This window comes from Paenibacillus durus, from assembly GCF_000756615.1.
GTDB classification, from domain to species: Bacteria; Bacillota; Bacilli; order Paenibacillales; family Paenibacillaceae; genus Paenibacillus_AQ; species Paenibacillus_AQ durus.
Genome location: NZ_CP009288.1, coordinates 3,869,939 through 3,893,075, shown reverse-complemented (window position 1 = coordinate 3,893,075; position 23,137 = coordinate 3,869,939). Strand labels below are relative to the sequence as shown.

Annotated in this window: 19 protein-coding genes; 15 read left to right on the top strand and 4 right to left on the bottom strand. The window is 51.3% G+C overall.

Annotation, left to right across the window (positions count from 1 at the left end):
* Nucleotides 1–40 precede the first annotated feature (40 nt).
* From PDUR_RS16595 to PDUR_RS16580, 4 genes are all read left to right on the top strand, one after another.
* Complete coding sequence (locus PDUR_RS16595) at nt 41–913, top strand: 3-hydroxyacyl-CoA dehydrogenase family protein (RefSeq protein WP_042207267.1); 873 nt, start codon at nt 41–43, stop codon at nt 911–913.
* Nucleotides 910–2,115 carry an acetate/propionate family kinase gene (locus PDUR_RS16590; RefSeq protein ID WP_042207266.1) on the top strand — a complete coding sequence of 402 codons (1,206 nt, stop codon included), beginning with the start codon at nt 910–912 and terminating at the stop codon, nt 2,113–2,115. Before PDUR_RS16595 ends, PDUR_RS16590 begins: the two co-directional genes overlap by 4 nt.
* A gap of 111 nt (nt 2,116–2,226) precedes the next feature.
* Complete coding sequence (gene asnS, locus PDUR_RS16585; RefSeq protein WP_042207264.1) at nt 2,227–3,522, top strand: asparagine--tRNA ligase; 1,296 nt, start codon at nt 2,227–2,229, stop codon at nt 3,520–3,522.
* Between the two features lie 17 nt (nt 3,523–3,539).
* Entirely contained in the window at nt 3,540–4,274 is a 735-nt protein-coding gene (locus PDUR_RS16580; protein ID WP_042207263.1) for a DnaD domain protein, read from the top strand.
* Between the two features lie 102 nt (nt 4,275–4,376).
* Here the strand turns inward: PDUR_RS16580 and proC are convergent, their stop codons facing one another.
* The 3 genes from proC to proB all read right to left on the bottom strand — a co-directional run bounded on the left by proC (nt 4,377) and on the right by proB (nt 7,713).
* Complete coding sequence (gene proC, locus PDUR_RS16575) at nt 4,377–5,261, bottom strand: pyrroline-5-carboxylate reductase (protein WP_042207262.1); 885 nt, start codon at nt 5,259–5,261, stop codon at nt 4,377–4,379.
* 30 nt (nt 5,262–5,291) lie between these two features.
* Nucleotides 5,292–6,539, bottom strand: a complete 1,248-nt coding sequence (locus tag PDUR_RS16570; RefSeq protein WP_042207261.1) for a glutamate-5-semialdehyde dehydrogenase — start codon at nt 6,537–6,539, stop codon at nt 5,292–5,294.
* A 67-nt stretch (nt 6,540–6,606) separates the two neighbouring features.
* Entirely contained in the window at nt 6,607–7,713 is a 1,107-nt protein-coding gene (gene proB, locus PDUR_RS16565) for a glutamate 5-kinase (RefSeq protein WP_042207260.1), read from the bottom strand.
* A gap of 420 nt (nt 7,714–8,133) precedes the next feature.
* Here proB and PDUR_RS16560 point away from each other — a divergent pair, with 420 nt between their 5' ends.
* Entirely contained in the window at nt 8,134–8,331 is a 198-nt protein-coding gene (locus tag PDUR_RS16560) for a hypothetical protein (RefSeq protein ID WP_042207259.1), read from the top strand.
* 93 nt (nt 8,332–8,424) lie between these two features.
* On the opposite strand, the gene PDUR_RS16555 is transcribed toward PDUR_RS16560, so the two are convergent.
* Nucleotides 8,425–9,336, bottom strand: coding sequence for a LysR family transcriptional regulator (locus tag PDUR_RS16555; protein ID WP_042207258.1), 912 nt, complete (start codon nt 9,334–9,336; stop codon nt 8,425–8,427).
* Nucleotides 9,337–9,505: 169 nt separating this feature from the next.
* On the opposite strand from PDUR_RS16555, the gene PDUR_RS16550 reads away from it, so the two are divergent.
* The 10 genes from PDUR_RS16550 (at nt 9,506) to PDUR_RS16505 (ending at nt 22,948) form a co-directional block, all read left to right on the top strand.
* On the top strand, nt 9,506–10,141 hold the full coding sequence (locus tag PDUR_RS16550) for a flavodoxin family protein (protein WP_042207257.1): 636 nt from the start codon (nt 9,506–9,508) through the stop codon (nt 10,139–10,141).
* 182 nt (nt 10,142–10,323) lie between these two features.
* Complete coding sequence (gene leuC, locus PDUR_RS16545; protein ID WP_042207256.1) at nt 10,324–11,748, top strand: 3-isopropylmalate dehydratase large subunit; 1,425 nt, start codon at nt 10,324–10,326, stop codon at nt 11,746–11,748.
* A gap of 30 nt (nt 11,749–11,778) precedes the next feature.
* Complete coding sequence (leuD, locus tag PDUR_RS16540; protein WP_042207255.1) at nt 11,779–12,381, top strand: 3-isopropylmalate dehydratase small subunit; 603 nt, start codon at nt 11,779–11,781, stop codon at nt 12,379–12,381.
* Nucleotides 12,382–12,592: 211 nt separating this feature from the next.
* The gene (locus PDUR_RS16535) at nt 12,593–14,146 is read left to right on the top strand and encodes an N-acetylmuramoyl-L-alanine amidase (RefSeq protein ID WP_042207253.1); all 1,554 of its coding nucleotides are present in this window, start codon (nt 12,593–12,595) and stop codon (nt 14,144–14,146) included.
* Between the two features lie 174 nt (nt 14,147–14,320).
* Nucleotides 14,321–15,820, top strand: a complete 1,500-nt coding sequence (locus PDUR_RS16530) for an N-acetylmuramoyl-L-alanine amidase family protein (protein WP_042207252.1) — start codon at nt 14,321–14,323, stop codon at nt 15,818–15,820.
* Between the two features lie 138 nt (nt 15,821–15,958).
* Nucleotides 15,959–16,624: a GerMN domain-containing protein gene (locus PDUR_RS16525; RefSeq protein ID WP_042207250.1), complete on the top strand. Its 666-nt coding sequence runs from the start codon at nt 15,959–15,961 to the stop codon at nt 16,622–16,624.
* 87 nt (nt 16,625–16,711) lie between these two features.
* On the top strand, nt 16,712–19,465 hold the full coding sequence (locus PDUR_RS16520; RefSeq protein ID WP_042207249.1) for an S-layer homology domain-containing protein: 2,754 nt from the start codon (nt 16,712–16,714) through the stop codon (nt 19,463–19,465).
* Nucleotides 19,466–19,668: 203 nt separating this feature from the next.
* A complete protein-coding gene (nth, locus tag PDUR_RS16515; RefSeq protein WP_042207248.1) occupies nt 19,669–20,334 on the top strand; it encodes an endonuclease III in 666 nt (221 codons plus the stop codon).
* A 49-nt stretch (nt 20,335–20,383) separates the two neighbouring features.
* Complete coding sequence (locus PDUR_RS16510) at nt 20,384–20,650, top strand: hypothetical protein (RefSeq protein WP_025697548.1); 267 nt, start codon at nt 20,384–20,386, stop codon at nt 20,648–20,650.
* Between the two features lie 297 nt (nt 20,651–20,947).
* The gene (locus PDUR_RS16505) at nt 20,948–22,948 is read left to right on the top strand and encodes a methyl-accepting chemotaxis protein (protein WP_042207247.1); all 2,001 of its coding nucleotides are present in this window, start codon (nt 20,948–20,950) and stop codon (nt 22,946–22,948) included.
* The last annotated feature ends 189 nt before the right edge of the window (nt 22,949–23,137 follow it).

Sequence of the window (23,137 nt, the reverse complement as noted above, 5' to 3'; positions counted from 1 at the left end):
TACACAAATGTAGAGATACCTGAAAGGATGGAGGCTTTTTATGAATTTTAAGAAAATCGGTGTCATCGGCGGAGGCACGATGGGACAAGGGATTGCCGAAATGTTGGCAGCCAAGGGTCTGGATGTCCTGCTCGTAGAGAAAACGCCGGAAAAACTGGACTACTCTTACAGCATGATCGAGACGAGTCTCGATAAACAACTGGAGAAATGGGCAATCACTCAGGCAGAGAAGAAGCTTATCCTCGGCCGTATCCAAAAAGTGACTCATTTCGCGGAACTCAGCTCCTGCGACATGGTCATCGAAACTATAATTGAGGATCTGGAAGAGAAGAAGAAAGTATTTAATCAGCTCGACCAGGTATGTCCGAACAATATTATTCTTGCCAGCAACACGTCCACGCTCAGCTTAACGGAGCTTGCAAGCTCCACGATGTACCCTGAACGTGTCATCGGCATGCACTTCATTTATCCGGTCGCGAAGGTGGACGTCGTAGAAATCGTACGCGGCCTTAAGACGTCGGATTCGACATTTGAGAATACTAAAGCTTTTGTTGACGATGTTGTTGAGAAGAAAGGCGTAATGATCTACGAATCCCCGGGATTTGTAACTTCACGCCTCATTTGTCTGTTCATTAATGAAGCTATGCATGTTCTGCAAGAGGGCGTCGCATCCCCGGAGGATATCGACGATGCTATGCGTATCGGCTACCAGTTCCAGTACGGCCCGCTTGAAATGGCTGACCGCTTCGGCCTGGATTCGGTTCTTGCCGCTCTGGAGCGTATGTTCCGCGAGTACGGCGAACTGAAATACCGCCCGTCGACCATTCTGAAAAAGATGGTGCGTGCGGGACAACTGGGCATGAAATCGGGCGAAGGCTTCTTCAAGTATGACAAGGATGGTGACCGTGTATGAAAGTACTCGTAATTAACGCAGGTTCTTCTTCGCTGAAATATCAGCTTTATGACATGACCGATGAATCCGTATTGGCCAAAGGCTTGGTCGAGCGCATTGGTATGGATTCCTCGATCCTGACGCATAAGCCGACAGGCAAACAGGAAGTTACCGAAGTAAGCGAAATTCTGGAACATACGACGGCAATCCGTAAAGTATTGGCCAATTTGACCGACAAGGAACATGGCGTGATCGACTCCATTAAAGAGATCAATGCCGTAGGTCACCGCGTCGTTCACGGCGGCGAGACCTTTAAGGCATCGGCACTGGTAGACGGGGCGGCCAAATCGGAAATCCGCCGGCTGTTCGACCTTGCTCCGCTACATAACCCGGCGGCTGTTATGGGGATTACCGCTTCGGAAATCAATATGCCGGGTGTTCCACAGGTTGTCGTATTCGATACCGCATTCCATCAGACTATGCCGGAAAAAGCTTATATGTACGCCATTCCGAGAGTGCTGTACAACAAGTACAAAGTTCGCCGCTATGGCGCGCACGGCACATCGCATGATTTTGTAAGCAAGGCTGCAGCCGAGTACCTTGGGCGTCCGCTGGAAGACCTCAAGATTATCACCTGCCATATCGGCAACGGCGCCAGCGTTACCGCTGTTCAAGGCGGGATATCGGTGGACACTTCGATGGGCATGACCCCGCTGGAAGGTCTCATGATGGGTACGCGCAGCGGCGACATCGATCCGGCTGTCGTTCCTTACGTCATGAACAAAGAGGAGCTTACTCCGGGCGAAGCCAGCTCCATGCTCAATAAGCACAGCGGCTTGCTCGCCATTTCCGGAACAAGCAGCGACATGCGGGACATTATTGACGGCTATGAGAAGGGCGAGCCGAATTCCACACTGGCCTTTGAAATGTACGAATACCGTCTGCGCAAATATATCGGTTCCTATGCGGCGGCGATGGACGGCGTTGATGTCATTGTCTTCACGGCCGGCGTAGGCGAGAATGCTTCATTGCTTCGCGAGAAGGTTCTGAGCAACCTGACCTTCCTCGGAATAGAGCTGGACAAGGAAGCGAACAAGGTTCGCTCCGGCGATCCTCGCCGCATTTCAGCGAGTGGCTCCAAGGTAGAAGTGCTTGTCGTTCCGACCAACGAAGAACTCGTTATCGCCCGCGATACGCTTCGCATCGTGCAAGAACAAGCATAAAGAGTTACAATAGTAAATAGCAAGAGGAATCCACAGCCAAAGGCCCGTTAGCGGTCTTTGGCTGTCGGACCTTTTACCGTACTGCACTTCTATAGAGGAGAGATTGAGGGCATGGCTAACAAAACTGTTATCCAAGGCGTGAAAGATCATGTTGGAGAAAGCGTCGTCATTGGCTGCTGGGTAAATAACAAACGATCCAGCGGCAAAATACAGTTCCTGCAGCTTCGGGACGGAACCGGTTATATTCAGGGCGTCGTCGTGAAATCGGAAGTACCGGAGGAGGTCTGGAACGCAGCTAAAAGTCTGACCCAGGAAAGCTCTCTTTACGTCACTGGAATTATCCGCGAAGAACCCCGCAGCCAATCGGGATTTGAGATGACGGTGACCGGTATCGAGATTTTGCACCTAACCGAGAATTATCCGATTACACCGAAGGAGCATGGCGTCGACTTCCTGATGGATCACCGGCATCTGTGGCTCCGCTCCTCGAAGCAGCGGGCGATTCTTGTGATCCGGGCGGAAATTATCCGGGCGGTTCAGGAGTATTTTGACATTAACGGCTTTACCCTCGTCGATCCTCCGATCCTGACCCCGACATCGGCGGAGGGAACGACCAACCTGTTCCACACCAAGTACTTTGAGGAAGACGCCTATTTGACGCAGAGCGGACAGCTATATATGGAAGCCGCGGCGATGGCGCTCGGCCGTGTATACTCGTTCGGACCGACCTTCCGCGCGGAGAAATCGAAAACCCGCCGCCATTTGATCGAGTTCTGGATGATTGAGCCGGAGATGGCGTTCACGGAGCATGAAGAAAGCCTGCGCATTCAGGAAGAGTTCATCAGTCATGTCGTGCAGTCCGTGCTAAAGAACTGCCGGACGGAGCTTGAGGCGGTGGGACGCGATATTTCCAAGCTGGAAAATATCAAGGCTCCATTCCCGCGCATCACATATGACGACGCGATCAAATTCCTGAATGATAAAGGCTTTGACATCCCTTGGGGAGAGGACTTCGGCGCGCCGCATGAAACGGCAATTGCGGAAGAATATGATAAGCCGGTATTCATTACACATTATCCGGCCGGAATTAAGGCTTTCTACATGAAGCCTGATCCGAATCGCCCGGATGTCGTACTGTGCGCGGATATGATTGCTCCGGAAGGATACGGGGAAATTATCGGCGGATCGCAGCGGATCGACGATCCCAAGCTGCTAGAGGAACGCTTTAAAGAGCATGAGCTGTCACTGGATACGTACAAATGGTATATGGATCTTCGGACGTATGGCTCTGTTCCTCATTCCGGTTTCGGACTTGGTCTGGAACGGACTGTAGCCTGGATTTGCGGATTGGATCATGTGCGCGAGACCATTCCGTTCCCGCGGATGCTGTACCGTCTCTACCCTTAAGAAGAGAGGAGGGGCTTATGGACGGCAAGGAAGGAAACAGTTGGAGCGGAGGCGCATCCTTTGGACTGCAGAGCGGGATGGCCGTCATTCCATATACGCTTCTAACCGCTTACCGAAGGCTGGGTTTGACCGGCAGCGAGACGCTGCTGCTCATTCATCTGCTCTCTTTCCGCCAGATTGAAGGAAAGGACTTTCCTTCACTGGAGGAGCTGCAAGCCGTTACCGGACGCAACGGTTCGGTTATTGCCAGTGAGCTGCAGAAGCTAATCAAAGAAGGATTCTTAAAGATTGTAGCGGGCAGCGACGAGCGGCAGGGTATCCATTACGAACGCTATGACTTCTCGGGGCTGTATGATAAGCTGGGTTCTTATCTCGCCTCCCAGAATGATTCTTCAGCAGCTGATGGGAACCGTGGTTCAATTCGAAGCGGCGGCCGGGCAGTATCGCTCGGAACAGGCAATAATCTTCCCGGTGATGCGTTTGGGGAAGATGAAAGCCGTAGTCTCTTCGTTGTATTCGAGAAGGAGTTTGGCCGTCCGCTTTCACCGATGGAATGCGAGACGATCTCCGGATGGCTCGACCAGGACCGGTATCCCGAGGAACTGATTCTGCTCGCTTTGAAGGAATCCGTCTTCGCCGGAAAGGTGCATTTTCGTTATATTGACAGGATTCTGCTAGAATGGAGCCGCAACCGGGTGAAGAACGCCCAGGACGTCAAGGCGTACTCCCAGCGGTTTCGCGGGGGAAGATAGCAGGGATAATTAATAAGGCCGATCAAGGAATCAGACTTGATCGGCCTTATTTGCTAGGCGAAAATGTTGAACTATAAAAGATGCCGGGTTGTTAGAAATCGACTATTCCTTTTCGTCGTTTGGCGTAAGCTCCGCTTCCAGCGCAGCTCCCATTTCACGCGAACGTTCGGCGCAGCGGCTGACCGCCGCAATAACCGTTTCAAAAAAATCACCCTTGTCCAGCACTTCCAGCGCAGCCTGGGTGGAACCGCCCGGAGAGGTGACCTTCTTACGGAGGGCGGCTGGTTCTTCACCCGTCTGCTGCACCATGCGGGCCGCGCCGAGCACCGTCTGTACCGTCAATTCGGCGCTCTGCTCCTTCGACAGTCCGCCGCGGATGCCGGCGGCAATCATCGCTTCCATCATGTAATAGATGTAAGCGGGACCGCTGCCGGAGATGCCGGTCAGCGTTTCCATGCGCTCTTCATCGATCACGGCCGTAAGCCCTACCGCCTCGAAGATGTTAAGTGCAAGCTTCCGTTGTTCTTCAGACACTTCCTTGGAGAAGGCAATGCCTGTTGCGCCAAGACCGATTGAGCTGGAGGTGTTCGGCATGGTGCGGACAACAGGCTGTTTCTTGCCGAGCAGTCCCTGAATCGTGCGGATGGACAGGCCTGCAATGACGGAAACGATTAACTGCCCGTCCGTGAGCAGCGGTGCGAGGTCCCGAATTGCCGCCGCCGCATCCTTGGGCTTCATGGCAAGCACAATAACCGGGGATGTACGCAAATATTCGTCTTTATGTTCGGGGTCGTTGGTCCCGTTGACGCCGTAGCGGGAACGCAGTTCGGCCAAACGTTCACTGCTGCTGCGATTAAGCATTACTACATTATCGGCATAAATGACGGAGCGGGCGATCAGACCACGGACGATCGCTTCTGCCATAGAGCCGGCCCCGTGAAAAACGACCTTATGATTAATTAAAGGCTTAGCAGTTTGTTGACACATCGTCTTGAGTTCCTCCTTGGCGGATAATGGCTAGCTTCGGATTTGTCCGTTGCCGTAAATTTTGTATTTGGTAGAAGTCAGCGCAGGCAGACCCATCGGTCCGCGGGCATGCAGCTTCTGGGTGCTGATGCCAATCTCGGCGCCGTATCCGAATTCGAAGCCATCGGTGAAGCGGGTAGACGCGTTATGGTAGACTGCCGCAGCGTCGACTTCATCTTGGAACCGTTCGGCGCTCTCCTCATCCTCTGTCACAATGCACTCGGAATGCTTTGTACCATACCGGGCAATATGTTCCAGCGCTTCATCAATTCCGTCTACTACTTTAATGTTAAGGATATAATCATTATATTCTGTCGCAAAATTCTCCTCGGTGACCGGGAGCGCCCATGGAATGAGCGTCCGTGTACGGGAACATCCTCGAAGCTCCACCTTAGCGCTGCGGAAAGCTTCTCCAAGCGCGGTCAGATGCTCAGCCGCGAAGCTCCGGTGAACAAGCAGGGTCTCCATCGAGTTGCAGACGGAGGGACGCTGCGCTTTGGCGTTCAGGCTGATGGATTCAGCCATTTCCGCGACTGCGCTGGCATCCAGATACGTATGGCAGATGCCTGCCCCCGTCTCAATAACGGGAACCGTAGCGTTCTTCACAACATTCTGAATCAGCGAGCTGCCGCCGCGCGGGATAATGACATCAAGTAAACCGTTCAGTTTGAGCAATTCGTCAACGGACGAGCGGTTTGGGTCTTCAATAAGCTGCAGCGCCTCAGGAGGGATGTTCGTCCCAGCCAGAGCAGCATGCAGCACCTCGACGATTTTGCGGTTGGATGAGAGAGCGGCTGAACCGCCCCGCAGCACGACGGCATTACCCGTCTTCAGGCATAGACCGGCGGCATCGACCGTAACGTTCGGGCGAGCTTCATAAATAATGCCGATAACGCCAAGCGGCACACGGATTTTCTCAATGATCAGACCGTTCGGGCGCTCCAACGTCTCAAGAGTATCCCCGACCGGATCGGGAAGAACGGCGATTTGCTGAAGCCCCTCGGCGATTGCGTCGATCCGGTCGGTATCCAGCGATAGCCGGTCCAGCATGGATTGCGGCGTACCGCCTTGTCTGCCCCGTTCCAGATCCTCGGCGTTAGCTTCGATAATCGCGGCAGCTTCCCGCCGCAGCGCATCTGCCATTACCAGCAGCGCTTCGTTCTTCTGTCCGGTAGTCAGTCTGCCGAGCGCCCCTGCAGCACGTTTAGCCAGGGCCGCTTTGCTTGCAACTTCACCCATCATCTTTCCCCCTTAAACAAATTGAATCATAACATATTAGGCAAAAAGGTTTCACAGCAGAAGTTGTTTATTTCAACGTAATCCATTCATCCCTGTGAATGACCTCAAGCCGGTGCACTTCTTCTCCAAGCTGGTGCATGACCTCACCGCTCGGCAGTCCCCGGATGATGCGCAGCTGAGTGTCGTCGTAATTCACGATGCCGCGTCCGAGCAGCTTGGAATCGAGACCGAGCACTTCAACGACATCTCCGGCATGAAAGCTGCCCTGAACCTCCCGGACGCCTACCGGCAGCAGACTGTGCCCTCCGTGAACCAGTGCTTCTTCTGCTCCGGCGTCGACAATCAACGAGCCGAGCGGTGTGGACATGAAGCCCAGCCATTGCTTCTTGACGGGGAGGGAAGACAGCGTTGTGGCAAAGTACGTGCCCTTGCCTTCGTCCTTGACCGCCAGCTGTAAATCGCCGGGTTCGGTCACGCGTCCCACAAAGACGGGCACGCCTCCACGGGTGGCGATCTTCGCGGCGTCGATTTTGGAGCGCATGCCGCCTGTTCCGACTGCTGAACCGGCTCCTCCGGCAGTCGAATAAATTTCCGGCGTGATCTCTTCGATAAGCCGGTAGCGCTTGGCATCCGGATTGCTGCGCGGATCGCTGCTGTATAGGCCGTCGATATCCGTTAGCATCAGCAGGCGCGAGGCTTTGAGCAGGTTGGCGACCAAAGCGGATAGCATATCGTTATCGCCGAATTTCAGTTCATCGACGGACACCGTGTCATTCTCATTGAATACCGGAATCACACCCTGCCTCAGCAGCTCTTCGACGGTCATTGAGGCGTTGTTCATTGCGCGGCGGCTGCGGAAATCCGTGCGGGTCAGCAGAATTTGGGCAGCAGTCAGGCCGTGCGCGGAGAAGGCTTCCTGGTAGGCCTGCATCAATAGCGCCTGGCCCACGGCTGCGGCGGCCTGCTTCTCATGAAGCAGCTTGGGACGCGCGGGATATCCGATGCTGCGGAAGCCCGCGGCAACCGCCCCCGAGGTTACGAGCAGCACTTCGCAGCCGCTGCGCCTCAGATCCGCGATTTCGGACGCGAAAAAGGCGACCGCGTCGCGGTTAAGCCCGCCTTCGGCTGCGGTCAGAGAGCTGCTGCCAATTTTGACCACTAATCGTGTAGACATTGCCTTTCACTTCCTATTATCCATATTGAACAACAAAAAAGCCCCCATCCTTAGACTGAGCAAAGGACGAAAGCTTGGGTTCACTTCCGCGGTACCACCTTCATTGATGAGGGATCATCCGACTTTAGCCTCGTAACGGGAGGAATCCGTCCTGCGGAGCAGGCCGTTCGGGGGTAGGATTCGGAACGCTAGCCGCGGTAAATTCTTTCAGCCTATCGGAATTTACTCTCTGGCGCGGTAGGATCGTTCGTACTGGTCCCGTCTGCACGTTTACCTATTTGACAATTAGAATACCATGAGGAGCCAAGTTTGCCAAGAGAGTTCAAGCTATTGCCTTTGAAAAGACCGGTGTATGGAAAATGTTTATCCTTCCGGCGAGCGGGCAAAATAGATCTATTCCGTGTTCAGGAGGTGGAACCATTGAATAAAGAGAACCTGCAGAAGCTTCAAGAAAGAAAAGATGAACTGGAGGAGCAGCGGCAGACTATGCGAGAATTTATTGAGGAAGAGACCGGCAGTCCCCACTCAAGAGGGCCGGTTGACGAAGATACCTCGCATGTGCCTGATACTCAGAACCATTTCATTTCCGAGCGTAATTTCCGTAAATACCAGAACTAACGTCAATTGTAAAATAACCAAAGCCGCTCATCACATCCGTAGTGATGGACGGCTTTTTGCCGCGTAACCGAATTATTCGTCGCCTTTCGGCGGCTATTCCTGCGCAAGCTCGGCTACCGTTGTTTGGAACGTGTGAATAAAAGCTTCGGCTGCTTTGGACAGATAGCGCCCCCTGCGGTAGGCGACGACTAGTGTCCGGCTGGGCACAGGCTCAGCCAAAGGCAAATAGACCGGTACAAACTCGCTGCGCGGAGCGCGGGAAATAAAGCGGGGAACCAGCGTCACGCCCATGCCTGCCGCCACAAGCGATTGGATGGTTTCCATATTATTGCTCTCGAAAACAATGGACGGATCAAATCCGGCCTCCCGGCACAGGTCCACTGTCATTTTACGAAAGCCTTGGCCTTCTTTAAGGACAATAAACGATTCTCCTTTTAGTTCTTCTATTGCCGTTCTCATGCCGGTGAACGCGCGTACAGCCAAAGGATGCTCCGGCGGAACCGCGAGATCAATGCGCTCCTCCCCAAGAATTTCATAGGCCAGCGCGGGGACCTCCAGCGGCAGAGACAGCAGGCTGAGATCCGTCTGGCCGCTTGCGGTTAGCTTTTCCAGATTCATTGAGGAATCCTCCAGCAGCGTAATATCTATATCCGGGTATTTTCGCTTAAATACCGGCAGCACATAGGGCAGCAGGTGGGCTCCCGTAATCGGCATGCTGCCGACAACCACACGTCCAGTACGAAGCTCTGATATATCATTCATCTCCTGGCGAAGCAGCTCAACCGCATCGATAATGATTTGCGCCTGATCCACAAATTTCCTTCCCGCATGGGTAAGCTCAACAGTGCTTGTATTCCGCTGGAATAGCATTACGCCGAGCTCCCTCTCAAGCTTGGAAAGCTGCTGGCTTAGCGAGGGCTGGGCGATATGGAGTTTCTCCGCGGCCCTTGAGAAATTTCGTTCATTTGCGATTTGCAGCACGTAAAGCAGTTGTCTGAGTTCCATTCTAGTAGTCTCCTTCTAAGATTCATCCTCTTATAAGCATAACCTATAAAGGAGCCCGAATAGATATTAAAAAAATACACTTTACAATACTGTACGTTCAGTATATTATATAATATGTAAACGATACGTTCAGTATTTATTTTGTGGAAAATAAAGGGAGGAATTTTTAATGAAAGTTGTAGCTTTTAATGGAAGTCCTGCTAAAGCAGGAAATACTTATCATGGAATAAAAATAGTTATTGATGAACTTGAAAAAGAAGGAATAGAAACGGAAATAGTTCACGTAGGGAATAAACCTGTTAGAGGATGTATTGCTTGTAAAAAATGCATAAAAAATAAAAATGGAAAATGTATTATTACTACTGATCCGGTTAATGAATGGGTTGAAAAGATGAAAGAAGCGGATGGAATAATTTTAGGGTCACCCGTTCACTATTCATCCATTGCTGGAACAATGAAATCATTTTTGGATAGAGCTTTTCGTGTGGCAGAAGCCAATGATAGTATGTTAAGACATAAAGTTGGTGTATCAGTTGTAGCAGTAAGACGTGCAGGTGGAATTCCAACTTTTGACCAGTTAAATAACTACATTAATCATTCTGAAATGCTTATGGCTACTTCAAATTATTGGAATGTTATTAACGGAACAGCACCAGGGGAGGCAATGCAGGATCAAGAAGGGATTCAAATCATGAGGATACTTGGTAAAAATATGGCATGGCTTATGAAGTTGATAGAAAACGGTGAAGGAAATGTAAAGAAGCCTGAAAGAGAAGAAAAAATATTTACTAATTTTATTCGTTAAGGCGAGTGGAGTTTTATGGGAAGTTTTTCCTAACAAAGCGTATCCATCCTTATAATATTTACCTATAAGAATTATAGATATTATATCTTGGCGTAATAAACAACCTCATGTTATATTTAGATCATTCCAAGGGGAAATCTATTTTTCCTTACAGATGAACGAATCTATGACGAGGTGAAATTATGGGCAAGAAAACAATGTTCGAGAAAATCTGGGACAATCACGTTATCTATCAAGAGGAAGGCAAACCTAGCATTCTATATATCGACTTGCAGCTGGTGCACGAAGTTACATCGCCGCAGGCTTTTGAAGGACTTCGTCTGAGCGGACGCAAGATTCGCCGCCCGGAGCTGACTTTTGCAACGATGGACCACAACGTTCCTACCACTGACCGTTTCAATATTACGGACCCGATCTCCAAACAGCAGATCGATACACTCACGAAGAACTGCGCCGATTTCGGAGTGAAGCTGTTCGGTCTTGACGATCTTGACAATGGGGTCGTGCACGTTATGGGGCCGGAACTGGGACTTACACATCCCGGCAAAACGATCGTCTGCGGAGACAGTCATACTTCGACCCACGGTGCTTTTGGAGCCCTTGCTTTCGGCATCGGGACAAGTGAAGTAGAGCATGTTATGGCAACCCAGTGCTTGCAGCAGGCTAAAGCGAAGACGATGGAAGTACGCTTTATTGGCAAGCGCAACCCGGGTGTTACGGCGAAAGACATGATCCTTGGACTGATTGCCAAATACGGCACGGACTTCGCAACAGGTTATGTCATTGAATACACAGGAGAATCTATCAGCGAGCTGTCTATGGAAGAGCGGATGACCGTCTGCAACATGTCGATTGAAGCCGGAGCCAGAGCGGGCATGATCGCTCCTGACGAGAAGACATTCGAATATCTGCGCGGCCGTCAATATGTTCCGCAAGGCGCCGCATTTGACGAGGCTGTAGCATCTTGGAAAGAGCTGGTTACCGACGAAGGCGCGGAGTTCGACACGGTTGTCGAATTTGCAGTGGACTCGCTGATTCCGCAAGTAACTTGGGGCACAAGCCCGGGTATGGGTACCGACATTACGTCTACAGTGCCGAATCCGGCTGATTTTGCTACCGAGAACGAACGTAAAGCGGCTGAAAAGGCGCTGGAATACATGGATTTGAAGCCTGGAACTCCTATTTCCGAAATTGCCATTGATTATGTCTTCATCGGTTCCTGTACAAATGGCCGGATCGAGGATTTGCGCGCGGCGGCTGAGGTTGCCAAGGGCCATAAGGTATCGGAGAACGTAACGGCCATTGTCGTGCCGGGTTCGGGAAGAGTAAAAGCTCTGGCCGAGAAGGAAGGTCTGGACAAAATTTTCACGGAAGCCGGTTTTGAATGGCGCGAAGCGGGATGCAGCATGTGTCTGGCGATGAACCCTGACATTCTGCAGCCGGGAGAGCGCTGCGCGTCGACCTCCAACCGGAACTTTGAAGGCCGCCAAGGACGTGGGGGACGTACGCATCTTGTCTCGCCTGAAATGGCTGCCGCGGCTGCGATCAAAGGCCACTTCACGGATGTGCGGGATTGGAACTTCAAGACGGAAGCCGTCAGCTCATAAGAATTTGAGATAATCGGGAGGGTAATATAGATGGAAGCTTTTAAGAAATTAACCGGGATTGTCGGACCTGTGGATCGGGTCAATGTGGATACGGATGCCATTATTCCGAAGCAATTCCTTAAAAGAATTGAACGGACAGGTTTCGGACAGTTTCTGTTCTTTGAATGGCGTTTTGATGAAGCGGGCAACGACAATCCGGCATTTGCGTTGAACCAGGACCGCTACAAAGGTGCGTCCATTCTGATCTCCAGAGCCAACTTCGGCTGCGGTTCCTCCAGAGAGCATGCTCCGTGGGCGATCTTGGACTACGGCTTTAAGGTGATTATCGCATCGTCATATGCCGATATTTTTTACAACAACTGCTTCAAGAACGGCATTCTTCCGATCAAGCTCTCTGAAGAGCAGGTGGAAGATCTGTTCCAGCGGACTGCAGCCCATGAAGGCTATGAGCTGACTGTCGATCTTGAGAACAACAATATCAGCGACGCTCATGGTCTGAGTATCAGCTTCAATATTGACGAGCACCGCCGTCAGTTCCTGCTGCAAGGTCTTGACGACATCGGTCTGACGCTTCAGCATAAGGACGCAATTGCTGCCTATGAACAGAAGCATGCGGCTAAGCTTTTTGCCTAATAGGGGCTGGGGAGCAGCAAAGATACGAATCTCGTAAATTTTTACACAAAACTTCCATTTCCTGTACCGGAAATGGAAGTTTTTTTGCTATAATAGCAGAATGTATAAACATCAAGACTAGAATTGCTGTCTCATATGTAACTTTTGGCAAATACCCGCGTCTGGAATTTATCGCAGTCGTTCTGCAATTAGGGAGTAAGGGGAGAAGAGAATGAGGAAGACTTGTCTGAAAATGTTCGCGCTGCTGCTGCCCCTGCTGGTGTTTATTGTCTGGTTCGGGCAGGACGCGGAGGCGGCGGGTAGAGGGAAAATAGTGCTGGATAACCAAGAGCTGGCGCTGCCGCAAGGTATTAAGCTCGAGAACATCAACGGGAGTGTCATGATCCCGATCCGTGTCGTCACAGAGAATCTGGGATACGAAGTGTTATGGGATCAAACGGCCCGTAAAGTGACGATCCGTCAGGATTTTAAAGAGATTAAGCTGTTTGTCGGGAGCAAAAACGCCGATGCGGACGGTGTTCCGCTCAGCCTTAACGCCGCGCCTAAACAGACCGGAGGGACGGTTCTCGTCCCGATTCGGTTCGTTGGCGAACAGTTCGGGCTTGAAGTCGGCTGGGACAATAAAGAAAAGATTGTCTATCTGTCCGGGAATTCATCAGATTCTAGCTCGGCTATGCCTGAAACCTCGCTGGCTGCTGCGCCTTCTCCGCCCGCAAGTCCGGCGGTCAGCTCGCCGGCGCCTACACCTGCGCCGTCGCAGACTACCGGCACGGTAACGGGGACAGCTTCATCACCGCCCGGGCCTACAGAGGCGCCTGCCGGAACCGCTGAAGGCACGCCGATACAGGTAAAAGGGGCGGATTTTATCGCGAATCAGCTGATCATTGCCGTTACCGGTACCGTCAAGCCGAATATTACGACGCTGGATAATCCGAGCCGAATTATCGTGGAGCTGCCGGGCACTTCGTTGGCGTCCGATTTCGCGGGGGGAGGACCGGTCTCAGGAGCTGCCCAAGGTACGCTTGATGTTTCGGAATATCCGCTAATAGCCGCTATCGGTTATTCGTTGACAGGTACTGCTCCTTCCGCCGTCCGGTTTGAAATTCAGACGACGGAAAAATTGCCTTATCGGCTAAGCGTTGATGACAGCACTGGTCTTATCACCGTGGATCTGAACGTTAGTGATACAGGAGGAGCCACTAGCGGCGGCAGCGGCAACCCCGTGGTTGTGCTGGACGCCGGACATGGCGGTTCGGCTTCAGGTGCGGTTAGCCCGGCAGGACGAAAGGAGAAAGACTTCAATCTGGCGGTCATTCAAAAGGCTGGAGCTCTGCTGCAAGGCGATGGGCGCGTGACGGTTGTGTACACGCGGACAGAGGATATTACGCTTGGTCTGCAGGATCGTGTTGATATCGCGGAAGCGGCTGGAGCGAATCTCTTCGTATCGCTGCATGCGAATGCGATAGAAACGACAACCCCCAATTGGTACAAGGTTAACGGCAGCGAAACCTATTACACCCGCAGTGACAGTCTTCCGTTAGCCAGGGTTATGCATAAGCATCTGGTGAAGGGAACCGGCTTCAAGGACAACGGGGTTAGGACGAGGAGCTTTCATGTGACCAGGGAAACCTCAATGCCGGCGGTGCTGCTGGAGTCAGGTTATCTGACGAATACTTCAGATGAATCGAAGCTTTTTTCCAATGATATTCAGGATTCACTGGCTCGGGAAATTGCGGCGGGCATTATTGAATATTTAGGAATTTAGGAATTTAGGCTCATTTATAATAAGGAGCAGCGATCTATTTAGACGCCGGATAGGATGGAAATCTTTCGCAACTTTTCATGAAGCCCGGCGTCTAATTAGTGTCAAAGGTTGTCGGGCGGATGCCACCATAGAACGCCGTTCCGGGGCGGAATACTAGATTCCTAGAGGTGAAGAATGAAGAAATTAAGCTTTTTGCTGCTCGTGCTATTGTTCGTACTCGTTATGCCGGAAAATGGACATGCCGCTTCTGGAAACAACAAGATTTTTCTCGACGGCAAGGAATTGACCGCAGGACAAAGCGTCCCGGTCGAGAATTTGAACGGTACCGTTATGGTACCGCTGCGGATGATTGTCCAGAACTTGGGATACAAAGTGGACTGGAACCAGAGTGCTAAGACGGTGACAATCAGCCAGCAGGGTAAAGTGATCTCGCTTGTAGTCGGCCAAAAAACTGCGACAGTCGACGGCAATGAGGTAACTCTTAATGAGGCCCCCGTCCTGAGGACGGATACCTCGCTTGTGCCCATCCGTTTCATTTCCGAGCAGTTCGGGTTAAAGGTGGAATGGGATAACAAGGAGAAGACGGTAACGATAACATCGCCGCCGACTTCCGCTGACGGCAGTTCGCCTGCAAACAACACTCCATCCACAGGAGGCAGTTCATCGGGAGATGGAACCAACGCGGGAGTGACGCCGTCCGGATCCGCAAGCAATTCAACGAAGGTTAACGGCGTTAGCTTTAGCGATAACCAGCTTCTTATCGCGTTATCCGGTGATTCGGCGCCTAAGGTTTCCGTTCTGGATGGTCCCGCTCGAATCGTGGTTGATATTCCAAACGCCTCCTTCTCCGATTCGTTCGGGTCTGGACAGAACCTGCCGTCCGATCAAATGAATACGCTTGATGCGACAGGCTACCCGGATGTCAAGGAAATCCGCTATTCTTTATACAGCAGTAATCCTTATATGGTGAGGTTCGTTATCGAACTGAATGAGTCAAAAGATTTCGGTTACAGCTTATCCGGAAACGATTCGTCGTCCAAGCTGGCCATCATTGACCTGAATAGCACTGGAGGATTGGTTGCCGCCGCCGGTGGAACCGGGACGGATGTAGCCACGGGTCCGCTTGACAGAGGCGGCAAGAAGCTCGTTGTACTGGATGCCGGGCACGGTGCCAAGGATTCCGGCGCGGTCGGGGTTACAGGGAAATATGAGAAGAACTTTAATTTGGCGGTAGTCCTCAAAGCAGAGGCGCTGCTGAAGCAGGAGGCAAATATCGAAGTTGTGCTGACGCGCAGCGATGATACTTTCCTTGAGCTCAAAGAGCGGGCGGCTATCGCCAATAACTTGAACGCAGACTTGTTCATTTCGGTACATGCGAACAGCAGCCCGTCTACAGCTGCCAGCGGCACCGAGACGTACTATAAACGGGATGAGAGCAAGGCATTTGCCGCTGTCATGCATAAATATTTGGTGCAGGCAACCGGACTTAGCGACCGGGGCGTGCAGTACGGCAATTTTCATGTTATTCGTGAAACGAAGATGCCGGCGATTCTGCTGGAAGCCGGATATCTCAGCAATAAAAAAGACGAAGCTCTCCTATTTACGGAAGATTTGCAGAATAGGGTGGCCGCAGCGATTGTGAGCGGAATTAAAGAGTACCTGGGCATCAGCTAACAGCCTCACGGCAGACTGACGCCGCAGAGTCAGGCTTCTGCCCATGCAGGGATAGAGGATGCTTTGCGGGAAGGTCTGCCCCTTCTTATAAATTTACAAGATATGCACACGGCATCATTCTACTAAGGAGGCTTTGAAATGTGGAATAAAAAAATGGGGATCATCGGTATAGCGTCGGCTCTTCTGCTTGTCCTGGCAGGATGCGGCGACAAATCGTCTACTGCGCCTGCAAATGAGGGGGGCATCACTTCACCGGCTGTCGTCAGCGGTACTGAAGCGAATGTTGAAGCTTCGGAGCAGCCTGCGGAAAGTGCCGTTCCGGATCCTACGGCGCAGCCAACGGCAGTAAATGAGAGTCCTCCTTCAGTTGAGCCGTCACCGAGCGTTGCGCCGCCCGAGGAGAAGCAGGGCCAAACGATTGATGTCTATTATACGGATTCTCAAATGACGGATCTGAAGCCGGCAAAGGCGGACATTGCTTTCAAGGATGACACCGAAAAATACACGGAAGCTTTCAAAGCGCTGCAAAAAAGCGGCAACTCGGACCTGCTCTCTTTATGGGGAAAAATGGAGCTGAAGTCTCTGAAGTTTGAGAACGGGCAAATCGTGATGGATATTCACAAACCGGCAGAGGCTCAGCTAGGAGCCGGAGGCGAATCCTTTGCGCTCAGCGCGCTAACTAAGACCCTGTTCCAATTTCCGGAAGTTCAGAGCATTGAGCTGCTGGTTGATGGAGAGCAGGTTGAAAGCCTGATGGGCCATGCAGACCTGCTGCATCCGATGACCAGGGAGAACAGTCAGTAAGCCGGCACAGGAAAAGAGCATCGGCATGTCTAATACCCTTAATGACAGGGACGGCTTATCTATATGCAGAGAGGGGAACATTCCAAATTGTCTGGACTTAATAAATACAACTATTACTATAGGGGATATACTAAGAAGGCTATATCCATCCTGCTCACCGGGGCGATTGCGTTTGGCGCAGCGGGGACGGTATTGGCGGACAGAGCGCCCGCCGGGAACACAGCTGGGGCCGTATCGGCGCCGAGTGCAGCGGGGACTGGGGCTTTCTCCGATGTAACCTCCGGCTTTTGGGCCGAGAAGCATATCTACAAACTTGCCGCACAGGAAATCATCATAGGCAACAACGGAAAGTTTCGTCCAGGGGACCCTGTTACCCAACAGGAAGCTGTGCTGATGGCTTTGCGTTTCATGAAGCTGGATGACCAGGCTTCGAGCGGGACGGCAACAGCGCTTCCGGCCGGCTTTGACGTCTCCAATTATTACAAGCCATATGTCGTATTGGCGTTTCAGCGGAACGTGCTGGACAAAACGACGGAAATGGCTGTCGACAATCTGAAGACGTCCTGGGGCACACGCAAGGCTACCCGTGAGTGGATCGCCGAGCTGTTGATCCGCGCCCTTGGCAAGACATCAGATGCCCAGGCAGTCGCCAGCGAGCCTTCGGGGTTTGCGGATGACACCAAGATTTCCGAAGGTAAACGCGGATATATCAACGTTGCCATCGACCTTGGGCTTACGAACGGGCTAAGCGGGAATATTTTTAATCCAAAGGGAGAAGTTACGCGGGCGCAGCTCGCCACCTTCTTAAGCCGGGCTGAAGTTCATTCGGCGGCGGTATACAATAATACGTCAAGCGGTATCGTAACCGAAGTAAAAGAAGGCAAAATGACACTATATAGCGGTGCATCCAACTCCGTGTACTCCTTGAACTCCGGGACGGCTTATTTCAGCAGCGCTGCCGAAACGGCGATCTCGCTGAACAATATCCAGCCTTATACTAAAGTCACGGTCATTGGCAAGAACGGAGCGGCTGCCTATGTAGAACTGACTGATCCGAAACCGCAGGTGGAGACGATCCAAGGCACATTCGCGAGATTATCCGTAAGCAGCAACAAGCTGTGGCTGAAAAATGCCGACGGTTACCCGGAATATGCCTTCGACAATGCTACTTCCTTTGTGGATGCTGGGGGCAGCGCCATTGCAGCTTCCTCGATTTCGGAGGATAGTATCGTGGCGATTACACGAGAGACATTTACAGGACAGAATAAGATTCTTAAAGTTCAGGTCACTTCTGGTGTCGTCAATAAAACAACATCCGGAACGCTCAAAAGCATCGACCTTACCGCCAAGACGATAACCTTCACGAACGCTACTGGAACGGAAGAAACATTCAAATGGGCGGACAGCGCCCTATTCAGCTATCAAAAGGCTATTCTGCTGCCTTCTGAATTGAAAGCTGGTTCTGCGGTGAATTATAAGATTGTGAACAATCTGATCGTTTCCGTTGAGGTGACGCAGGCTGTAGAACGGACGGTACAGGGAATGCTCACCGATCTGAACGGTTCCTCTGTAGTCTACAAGAAAGCGGATGGTACACGCGGCGTCCAACTGCTTGCGTCAAGCACTGCCATCGTCATACCGGGCTATGCCAAACCGGCCTCGTCGGATCTCATTGCGGACGCGACTTACGGCGACACTGTAGAACTGACGTTAAACGGCAGCGACCAGGTAACAAAGATAGCGGTAGTCAGCCGCAAGCTGGAGCAGCTGTTCGGAACGTCGGTAGTCAGCTATAACTTCAAGACCAAGCTGCTGACAGTCATGGACAGCGACAATCAAGCGCGTGTCTACCAGCTCGACGAGAATACGAAGTTCATCAACGGTTTCGGTAATGTGCCAACGCTGAACAATATTGCTTCGATGCTCACAGAAAATCAAAAGCTGAATATTAGCGTACTTGGCCAGCGGACGCTTTCCCTGGAAATTGTAAGCAAATATGAAGGTACATTAGCCTCGGTCAATACCGCGACAAGAACGCTTGTCCTAAAGACGACTGACGGCCGTTCCATGATCCTGCCGTATCCGCCGATTGTCGAGATATTCGGACGAACGGGTCTTTCCATTACCGATGTAACTGTTGGCAGTGCCGTAACCGGCTTCCTCACGCCAAGCCAGGATTCGCTGACTTCACTGAAAGTGAAGACATCCCAGCAACTGGAGCTTGCGTATGTCGACGCGGCGAACAACAAATTGGGTGTCAAGACATCCGGAGGGAATATCGATATTTACACGCTCGCCATTCCGCTGACCGATGAGGCCGGACAGACGATCAAGCTGAGCGATCTCAAAGCCGGAAACTATGTGAATGTCAGCGCACTTGGAAGCTCCCCAACGTCGATTCAATCCGTAAAGCTGACGGCAGGCCAGGTAACAGCCATTGACGCCGCAGCCGGGACCTTGAGCGTTAAAGACTATTCGGGAGCCGTCCAAGCCTTCGGAACGGGAGGAAGCGTCAAAATTGTCCGTGACAATGGCACTTCCGCTGCACTGGGTTCACTTTCTGTATCCGAAAGAGCGGAGGTCCGCAAGGATGCCGACGGAACGACGATTGTCCGCGTACTGCCCGTTCAAAACCGCTACTTTTCGAGCTATGATGCAGCCGCAGGCCGCATTGTTGTCAAGCGGGATAACGTCAATGACGAAAATTACCGGTTTATCCTGTCGCCTAACGTATACATTCACCAAGGCGACACGACTTTATCCGTGCAATCTCTCAAAGAAAATGATAAAATTGCAGTATATTTCAATAACAATGTCGTAGTTGAAATTGTGAAGCAGTAAGGAATGGCGGCTTTCCGCGAGAGATACCGTCCTGACGCATGGCTTCCCTGCGTCGGGACGTTTTTTTGAGGAAGAGGAGATACAATCTTGTAATGTATGGGACTGCACTGTTATAATACATACTTCATTGAACTTTCCTTGAATAAGTTGGTGCAACCATTTATACTAGCAGAGCGATATATCTGAAGCGTGAGGTACACCATATGAAGATTTCAGATGTCCGCCACATTCTGGATACGATTGGCGAAATGTTTCCGGATGCGGACTGTGAGCTGAACCACAGCAATGCGTTTGAGCTGACGATTGCCGTGCTGCTGTCGGCTCAATGCACGGACGCAACCGTAAACAAAGTCACTGCAGACTTGTTCCGGAAGTATAAAACACCGCTGGATTATGTATCGGTCCCTCTGGAAGAACTGGAGCAAGACATACGGCGGATCGGCCTTTACCGCAATAAGGCTAAGCATATTCAGAATTTATGCGCGATTCTGATCGATCAGTATGGCGGGGAAGTGCCGCAGGCCCACGATCAGCTGGTTACACTTCCGGGAGTGGGACGCAAGACGGCCAATGTGGTCGTTTCCAACGCCTTCGGCGTGCCTGCGATTGCCGTGGATACACATGTTGAGAGAGTATCCAAGCGTCTGGGGCTGGCGGGCTGGAAGGATTCGGTGCTAGAGGTTGAGAAGAAGCTGATGAAGGCGGTCCCGATGAATGAATGGACGCTGACGCATCACCGGCTGATTTTTTTCGGAAGATATCACTGCAAGGCGCAGAATCCGAAATGTCAGGTATGCCCGCTTCTGGATGTATGCCGCGAAGGAAAAAAACGTATGAAAACCTCGCAGGTAAGTAAAGCTAAGAAATAGTGAAGCGCGGCCGCTTTAAGTCAGATATGAAGAAGAGGATGGGATTAGAATGAAATGCATTTCCGTATACACAGATAATTTTGAGCTGTTCTCGGATATTTTCGACCGTGTAGTGGACAGTTCGATGGAAGAGAACGAGGAGCAGGAAGTAGAGGGCGTAACGATCAGCCATTCCGGGGACGTACCCGAACATTACCTTGAGCGTATGGCGCAAAAGCCTGAAGTCGTGGTTATGAAAGATAAATCCCGCGGGCTGACGATCCTTCAGCATGGCAAGGTATTTGAAATTCTGCTGCCGGTGCTTGAGACGGCCTAAGCGGCTAAACGGCGGAGTTCCCAATGAGGGGGCTCCGCTTTTTTGCACGGTTTGTCTATTGAATATATTTGTTAATGGCTTCCAGATTTACTTTGGAAATGGGCTTGTATGACTGCTTGAATGGCAGTTCTGCAAGCCTATTTTTTGGTTTAGGAAGATCGGATTTCGAAATATGAATTGTTTTTTTCAAGTATTGTTTTGAAGGATGATTTTGCCGATATAAACGATAGTGCTTTTAGAAAATCAAACCGAAAAAGGGGATTTTTGCTTTTACAGAAATGAGGGGGATGGGTTTCGTTGAAAACAAAGCATGGTATGCAGTGGAATTTTCATTCGGTCAAAAGCAAGCTGATTATGTCTTTTTTGTGCATTTTGCTTTTGCCCAGTCTGGCGATCGGCGGCGCTTCTTATTTTACCGCACGTAACAAAGTCAATGATGACTTAAGGCATTCGGCATCTTCCAATGTAAATCTGCTGAATCAAATGATCGAGAAGAGCATTAGTGAAAAAATGAAAGCCATTGATTTCTTATCCCAGCAGGTGGATGTCAATAACATAATTTCCGAATCGGGTGCTGAAAATGCCGAAATAAAAGAGCTGCTTGTCAGCTTCAAAGCATTGCATCCGGACTTGGAAACGGTATTTGCATCAAATAACCAAGGGGCTATACTTAGCGCGACTAAATTGAATCTGCCCAAAGGCTTTGACCCAAGGACGAGACCTCAATATATCAAGGCAATGCAGCATAAAGACCAGGCTATCATAACAGATGCATATACATCCGCCTCGACGAATACTACGGTTGTAACCATAGCGAAGGCGACGAAGGACGGACATGGGATCGTGGGGGCGAATTTCAGCCTGGCCGAGTTAAGCAAAACCGTGGCAGGAGCGAAAATCGGCTCACAGGGCTATGTCATTTTGATCGACAATCAGAGGAAGTATCTGGTGTCGCCGGGTGTGAAGATTGGCGATACGGCTAAATTAGAGGTGATCGGTCGTATGTTTAAATCCGGTTCGGACGAACTGGATTATGTAAATGAGAGGGACGGAAAGACTAAGAAATTGATATTTGTCACCAATGCTCTCACCGGATGGAAAATAGCAGGCACATGGTACATAGATGAAGTGAAGCGGGAGGCTGCCCCAATTTTCCGGATGACGCTTATCGTTCTAATCGCAGCTATGGCAGCAGGTTTGGCCTTAATTTTGTTTATTATCCGTTCGATCACTTCTCCGCTGCGTTCGCTTAAAGAAGCTTCCGAGAAACTCGCCGAAGGGGACTTGTCAACTCACGTGCAGGTGAAATCGAAGGATGAGTTGGGGCAGCTTGGATCGACTTTCAACCTGATGATTGATTCGCTGAGAGGAGTGCTTACTGAAGTAAGCGAATTGTCTGATCAACTGGCCGCTTCGGCGGAGCAGCTCGCGGTGAGTTCGGAGCAGACCGTCAAGGCTACCGAGCATATTGCGGGAGCGACGGAGAAAATGTCGGATGGGGCTGAAAAACAGGTTGGAACGGTGGATGAAGGGGCTCAGACCGTTTATGAAATAACCGCCCGCATTCAAGAAATTGCCGCTGCCGCCCAATTGGTCACGGATACCTCGAACAAAACGGCGACGTTGTCGGCGGAAGGTACTCAAGCCATCGGAAATGCCGCAGAGCAGATGGATTCCATCGATAGTTCAGTCGAAAATTTGGCGCGTCTTATTCAAGTATTGTCCCACACTTCGCAAAAAATCGGTGAAGTGACGAAAGCAATTACTCAATTTTCCGGACAAACAGGCATGCTCTCGCTGAATGCTTCTATCGAAGCGGCCAGAGCGGGAGAGCATGGGCGGGGGTTTGCAGTGGTGGCCAGTGAAGTGAAGAAGCTGTCCGATCAGTCTGCCCAGTCGGCGCAAGAGATCTCCTTGCTGGTCCGCAATATCCAAGAAGAGATTGTCAACGTTCAGGCCTCTATGGACACTTCCACACAAGAAGTTAAGGGAGGTATGGTCACGGTGGGAACCGCCGGAAGTCTGTTCTCGCAGATCGAGCGGTTTGTAGACGAGGTGAATGATCAAATCGGCGGCGTCTCGTCGGCAGTGAAGCAAATTTCCGACGGGGCGTCGGAAATGAACGAGGCCATTGATGCCATCGCGCACGTTGCCCGGTCCAATGCGACCGAAACGGAGAATATTTCCGCCGCCGCCCAGGAGCAGCTGGCCTCCATGGAGGAAATATCGTCGTCATCGGCGGATTTATCCAGAATGGCTGAGGAAATGCACGCGTTGGTTGACCGATTCAAGCTGTAATTTAGATGAGGCTGTCCCTTTTTGCCGCTTTCGGTGACTGGGATAGCCTCGCTTTAATATTTTCGGCAAAATCGGCCTAAAAACCGTGGGCGCCAATACGGCTAGTGCGATTCGGGCGTTGTCATGGCAAGGATCAATCTGATGAACGGTATCGGAATCGGGCTAATCGAGTTGCTATACGGTAAGTGG

Excerpts from the sequence above, each read along its gene's own strand:
- PDUR_RS16595 (WP_042207267.1), top strand. The coding sequence starts at position 41 with ATGAATTTTAAGAAAATCGGTGTCATCGGCGGAGGCACGATGGGACAA.
- PDUR_RS16590 (WP_042207266.1), top strand. The coding sequence starts at position 910 with ATGAAAGTACTCGTAATTAACGCAGGTTCTTCTTCGCTGAAATATCAG.
- asnS (WP_042207264.1), top strand. The coding sequence starts at position 2,227 with ATGGCTAACAAAACTGTTATCCAAGGCGTGAAAGATCATGTTGGAGAA.
- PDUR_RS16580 (WP_042207263.1), top strand. The coding sequence starts at position 3,540 with ATGGACGGCAAGGAAGGAAACAGTTGGAGCGGAGGCGCATCCTTTGGA.
- proC (WP_042207262.1), bottom strand. The coding sequence starts at position 5,261 with ATGTGTCAACAAACTGCTAAGCCTTTAATTAATCATAAGGTCGTTTTT.
- PDUR_RS16570 (WP_042207261.1), bottom strand. The coding sequence starts at position 6,539 with ATGGGTGAAGTTGCAAGCAAAGCGGCCCTGGCTAAACGTGCTGCAGGG.
- proB (WP_042207260.1), bottom strand. The coding sequence starts at position 7,713 with ATGTCTACACGATTAGTGGTCAAAATTGGCAGCAGCTCTCTGACCGCA.
- PDUR_RS16555 (WP_042207258.1), bottom strand. The coding sequence starts at position 9,336 with ATGGAACTCAGACAACTGCTTTACGTGCTGCAAATCGCAAATGAACGA.
- PDUR_RS16550 (WP_042207257.1), top strand. The coding sequence starts at position 9,506 with ATGAAAGTTGTAGCTTTTAATGGAAGTCCTGCTAAAGCAGGAAATACT.
- leuC (WP_042207256.1), top strand. The coding sequence starts at position 10,324 with ATGGGCAAGAAAACAATGTTCGAGAAAATCTGGGACAATCACGTTATC.
- leuD (WP_042207255.1), top strand. The coding sequence starts at position 11,779 with ATGGAAGCTTTTAAGAAATTAACCGGGATTGTCGGACCTGTGGATCGG.
- PDUR_RS16535 (WP_042207253.1), top strand. The coding sequence starts at position 12,593 with ATGAGGAAGACTTGTCTGAAAATGTTCGCGCTGCTGCTGCCCCTGCTG.
- PDUR_RS16530 (WP_042207252.1), top strand. The coding sequence starts at position 14,321 with ATGAAGAAATTAAGCTTTTTGCTGCTCGTGCTATTGTTCGTACTCGTT.
- PDUR_RS16525 (WP_042207250.1), top strand. The coding sequence starts at position 15,959 with ATGTGGAATAAAAAAATGGGGATCATCGGTATAGCGTCGGCTCTTCTG.
- nth (WP_042207248.1), top strand. The coding sequence starts at position 19,669 with ATGAAGATTTCAGATGTCCGCCACATTCTGGATACGATTGGCGAAATG.
- PDUR_RS16510 (WP_025697548.1), top strand. The coding sequence starts at position 20,384 with ATGAAATGCATTTCCGTATACACAGATAATTTTGAGCTGTTCTCGGAT.